This window comes from Neotabrizicola sp. VNH66 (genome assembly GCF_049445895.1).
Classification (GTDB): domain Bacteria; phylum Pseudomonadota; class Alphaproteobacteria; order Rhodobacterales; family Rhodobacteraceae; genus Pseudogemmobacter.
Genome location: NZ_JBMSDW010000041.1, coordinates 1 through 5,507, shown reverse-complemented (window position 1 = coordinate 5,507; position 5,507 = coordinate 1). Strand labels below are relative to the sequence as shown.

Genomic DNA, 5,507 nt, shown 5'->3' with positions numbered 1-5,507 from the left:
CGAATAAGTCGGGTGCCCTGACCTCTGCCAATATCGCAAGGAGAACGAACATGACGAACGGCATTCAAGCCGCGCGGCGGGAAACGCATGCCTATCCTCTTGACGAATGGTCATCGGAATTCAGCACGCCCTTGCCAATGGGGCTCGCTGCACTGGCCGCCGCACAGATTACGCACCGTGACCTGATCTTCGAGCCTTCGGCCGGGACCGGACTTCTGGCAATCCTCGCCGAGATCGCGGGCGGCAGCCTCGCGCTGAATGAGTTGGCCGACGCGCGCGCCGATCTTCTCCGTCTGCTCTTTCCGGGTCGTCCCGTCACCACCTTCGACGCCGCGCAGATCGACGATCATCTGGACGCGGGCTTTCGCCCCAGCGTCACCCTGATGAACCCGCCGTTCTCGGCCGTGGCCAATGTCGATGGCCGGACGACCGAAGCAACAGCGCGGCATTTACGCTCTGCGCTTGCCCGCCTTGCGCCCGGCGGTCGGTTGGTGGCCATCACCGGGGCGGGCTTCGCGCCAGACGCCCCGGCATGGGCCGAAACGTTCGGCCGCCTGACCGAGACCGCGCATCTGGTCTTCACCGGCGCTGTGTCGGGCGCGGCCTTCGCCAAACACGGCACCAGCTTCGAGACACGGATTTCGGTCTTCGACATATGCCGAGGCGGCGAGGAGGGCGGTATCACGGCTGATCTGGCCCAGCCTATGTCTTCCGATGTGGCGCAGCTCCTGTCCCGGATCACCGCCGAAGTCCCGCCGCGCCTCGAGTTGGAAGCGGGTGCGGTGCCTCGCCCCCAGCCCACTTCCCCTTTCCGGGGAGTTCCTGCCCGTGCGTCCGGCACTGCAGCCGGGAAATCGCGGGCAACGGCATCGGCCAATACCGATGCGCATGTAGCCGCGCCGGATGCCGAAGACCTTGCCTACACCCTGCGTGAGACGGCCGACGACCTCGGCGTTGCCCGCCTGTCGGACGCCATCTACGAGACCTTCCGTCTGCAGGCCATCGACATTCCCTGTGCAGCCGCCCACCCGACGAAGCTCGTGCAGTCCGCTGCCATGGCTTCGGTCGCGCCCCCGAAACCCACCTACCGCCCCAAACTGCCCGCCGCCGTCCTGCGCGATGGCCTGCTCTCCGACGCGCAGCTCGAAACGGTGATCTATGCGGGCGAAGCACATGGCGCGCATCTCGCCGGATCGTGGACCGTCGATGAGACCGGCGACATGGTTTCGGCAGCGCCGGACGATGCCACGGAATCCGTCCGCTTCCGCCGAGGCTTCTTCCTCGGTGACGGCACCGGAGCGGGCAAAGGCCGCCAGTCGGCCGGGATTCTCTTGGACAACTGGTGCCAGGGCCGTCGAAAGGCGCTCTGGATATCGAAGAGCGACAAGCTTCTCGAGGACGCGCAGCGCGACTGGTCGGCGCTCGGGCAAGAGCGCCTGCTCGTCACCCCGCTCTCGCGCTTTGCGCAAGGCCGCGACATTCCCCTTTCGGAAGGTATCCTCTTCACCACCTACGCAACGCTGCGCTCAGAAGAGCGCGGCGCCAGGAAATCCCGCGTCGATCAGATCGTGGACTGGCTCGGGGCAGATTTCGACGGGGTGATCCTCTTCGACGAAAGCCATGCCATGGCGAATGCCGCCGGATCCAAGGGCGAGCGTGGCGATACCGAAGCCTCGCAGCAGGGCAGGGCGGGCCTGCGCCTGCAGCACAAGCTGCCCAATGCCCGCGTGGTCTATGTCTCGGCCACAGGGGCGACGACAGTCCACAATCTCGCCTACGCGCAGCGGCTTGGGCTCTGGGGCGGCGAAGATTTCCCCTTCGCCACCCGCGCCGAATTCGTCGAGGCCATCGAGGCAGGCGGCGTTGCCGCGATGGAGGTCCTTGCCCGCGACCTGCGGTCGCTCGGCCTCTACACGGCCCGGTCGCTCTCCTACGATGGCGTCGAATACGAGATGCTGGAACATGCTCTGACCCTTGAGCAGCGCGGCATCTACGATGCCTATGCCGGGGCTTTCGCCATCATCCACAACAACCTCGCTGCTGCGATGGAGGCCGCGAACATCACCGGTGACAGCGGCACACTGAACCGCCAAGCCAAGTCCGCCGCCCGCTCCGCCTTCGAGTCCGCCAAGCAGCGCTTCTTCGGCCATTTGCTCACTTCCATGAAAACCCCCACGCTGATTGCCGCCATCGAGGCCGATCTGGCCGCAGGCCATGCGGCCGTGATCCAGATCGTCTCAACCGGCGAGGCGCTGATGGAAAGGCGCCTGTCGGAGATCCCGACCGAGGAATGGAACGACATCCGGGTCGACGTCACGCCGCGGGAATATGTCCTGGATTACCTCGCCCATTCCTTCCCGGTGCAGCTCTACGAACCCTTCACCGACAGCGAGGGAAATCTCTCCTCCCGGCCCGTCGTGCGCGATGGCCAGCCGGTCGAATGCCGTGAGGCCGCCCGCCGGCGCGATGCGCTGATCGAAAGGCTGGCATCACTGCCGCCCGTGCCTGGAGCGCTTGACCAGATCGTCCAGTGCTTCGGCACCGATCTCGTGGCCGAGGTCACGGGCCGCTCGCGCCGCATCGTCAGGAAGGGCGAAGGTCCTGCCGCGCGCCTCGTCGTCGAAAGCCGAGCGTGGTCTGCCAACCTCGCGGAAACCGCCGCCTTCATGGATGACCAGAAGCGCATCCTGATCTTTTCGGACGCAGGCGGCACCGGGCGCAGCTATCACGCGGATCTCGGGGCGAAGAACCAGCGGTTGCGGGTTCACTATCTCCTTGAGCCCGGCTGGAAGGCCGACGCCGCCATCCAGGGCCTGGGCCGCACCAACCGCACCAATCAGGCGCAGCCGCCGCTCTTCCGGCCGGTGGCCACCGATGTGAAGGCAGAGAAGCGGTTCCTCTCCACCATCGCGCGCCGCCTCGACACGTTGGGTGCCATCACGCGCGGTCAGCGCCAGACGGGAGGTCAGGGGCTGTTCCGGCCCGAGGATAATCTTGAGTCGCCTTACGCCCGCGATGCCCTGCGCCAGCTCTACCGCTGCCTCTATCGCGGCGATGTGGCGGGGTGCTCGCTCGGGGCCTTCGAAGATGCCACCGGTCTCAGCCTGACCGATGACAACGGGCTGAAGGATGATCTGCCGCCAATCACGACCTTCCTCAATCGCCTGCTGGCGCTGACGATCGCCATGCAGGCTGTGCTCTTCTCGGCGTTCGAGGAGCTTCTCGATGCGCGGATCGAGGGGGCCATCACCGCCGGGGTCTATGACCTTGGGCTAGAGACGCTGCGCGCCGAAAGCTTCCGCGTCACCGATGCAAGGGTGATCTACAACCATTCCGGCTCCGGCGCGGAAACCCAGCTTCTGACCATCGCGGAAAAGCGGCGCAACACGCCGACTTCGCTGGCGGATGCGCTCGACTGGCTCGACGACCCGAAGGCGCGGCTTCTGGTCAACAGCCGTTCCGGTCGCGCTGCGGTGCAGGTGCCGGCCACCAGCCTCATGCTGGATGACGGCACCATCGAGCCCCGCCTGCGGCTGATTCGCCCGATGGAGGCCAGCACATTCCCGGCGAAGGTCATGGAAGACACGCATTGGCTGGAAGCGGACCGCGCGGCCTTTGCCGCCGCCTGGACCGCGGAACTGGCCGAAGTGCCGAATTTCTCGGAATCCACGCTGCACATCGTCGCGGGCCTGCTGCTGCCGATCTGGAAGCAGCTCCCCCAGGACGAAACCCGCGTCTACCGTCTGCAGACCGACGACGGTCAGCGCATCATCGGCCGCCGGGTCTCGCCCGCCTGGGTCGCGACCACATTGGCCGCTGACGCGCCGAAGCTGACCGCCGCGCAGGTCCATGCCCTCGCTCTCGAGGGCAAGACCGTAGTGCGGCTGGCCGAGGTGATGGAGTTGCATCGTTCCCGCGTCATGGGGGTGAGCCGGATCGAGCTCTCCGGCTTCACTGAAGCCGCCAAGGACCGGCTCAAGGCCGATGGCTTCTTTTCTGAGATCATAAGCTGGAAGCTGCGGCTCTTTTGCCCGACAGATCCTTCAGGCATCGCCGTCCTCGAGCGCCTGCTTGCGCGTGCCCCGGTCACCGGCCTACATGCACGCAATAGTTGATTGGTGTACTCATGTCATTGGAAACAGAAGAACTCTTGCGCGAGCTTGCGCAGAATGCAGAAAGCGTTTGTCGTCACTATCTTCCCGCCGGGAGGCGGGAAGGCTCCTACTGGATGGTGGGCGATCTGCAGAACAGCCCGGGCCGCTCGCTCTTCGTGCGGCTCGTCGGGCCAACCTCAGGACCGGGGTCCAGCGGTCGCTGGACAGATGCCGCAACAGGTGATCATGGCGACCTCCTCGACATCATCCGCGAGCGGACCGGGATCACACGCTTTCCCGATCTTCTGGCCGAGGCCCGTGCGCATCTTGGCCGTCCGGCGCCGGTTGTCCCGGATGCGCCATCCCCAAGAAAGCCGAAGCCCCCAGGCGGGACACCAGAAGCGGCCGCGCGGTTGTTTGCCGCCTCGGTGCCGGTCGCAGGCAGTCTTGCCGAGACCTATCTCCTGAGCCGGGGCATCACCTTGCCGGTCGCAAGTTCTGCCCTTCGCTTCCACCCGAAGTGCTGGCATCGGGATGAGGGTCAGACCAAATCCACCCCCAGACCGGCGCTGATCGCTGCGGTCACCGATGGGGCAGGGGCCTTGCAGGGTGCACACCGCACCTGGCTCGCGCAAGACGGCAAGGACAAGGCGACCGTCGAAACGCAGCGGCGGGCGATGGGTCACCTCTTGGGCAATGCCGTCAGGCTGACCCGATGTGATGACATCCTCGTCGTCGGCGAGGGCATCGAGACCATGCTCTCCGTTCGGGAGGCAGTCCCCGACCTTCCCGTCTGGGCAGCGCTCTCCTCCTCCCACCTCGGAGCCGTCCTGCTGCCAAAGGGATTGCAGCGCCTCTACATTGCCATCGACCGCGATCCGGCGGGGCAACGCGCGGCGGAGCGATTGACCACCAGAGCCACCGAGGCCGGGATTGCCGTCCGGGTGCTGGAACCAAGGCTCGGGGATTTCAACGATGATCTCCGGGCGTACGGGGCGGAGGCGCTGCGCCAGCATCTGGCGGGGCAGATCGGGCCCGAGGAACGGCATCGCCTGTCAGGCTGAGCAGCATCGCGCAGGGGGCACTCCGGGGCTGCGGGGCAGGGGTCACGGATCCCTGTCGTGGCTCTGGATCGTCGCCTTTGCCTCTTCCTGGGCAACCTCATCCACCCGTCACCCGCACGGCCTTCAAGAGATGGGCAGGCGGCCGTCAAAGGGGCCGCCCCTTCAAGGACGGGGGGCGACTGATTTCCGCCGGCGGCAGTGCCGCCTTTGCATCGCGAGAGCCATATGTGGACACCCCCTTCGTCAAGTCTTTCCTCAATGCGTGTCGAATCCGGTTGGGTGCTTGCATATGTCCGGCCTCGTAGTGCGGCCGGTCGGCCGCGGGCCCTGATGATATCCGCGGATCATG

The 5,507-nt window shown here is 66.1% G+C and carries 1 protein-coding gene and 1 pseudogene; both read left to right on the top strand.

The window, feature by feature from the left end:
* Window positions 1-116: 116 nt before the first annotated feature.
* Window positions 117-4,115, top strand: a pseudogene (locus ACO2Q5_RS23750) (strawberry notch-like NTP hydrolase domain-containing protein); the annotation flags it as partial.
* 11 nt (window positions 4,116-4,126) lie between these two features.
* Complete coding sequence (locus tag ACO2Q5_RS23745; protein ID WP_423295681.1) at window positions 4,127-5,158, top strand: DUF7146 domain-containing protein; 1,032 nt, start codon at window positions 4,127-4,129, stop codon at window positions 5,156-5,158.
* Window positions 5,159-5,507: the final 349 nt, after the last annotated feature.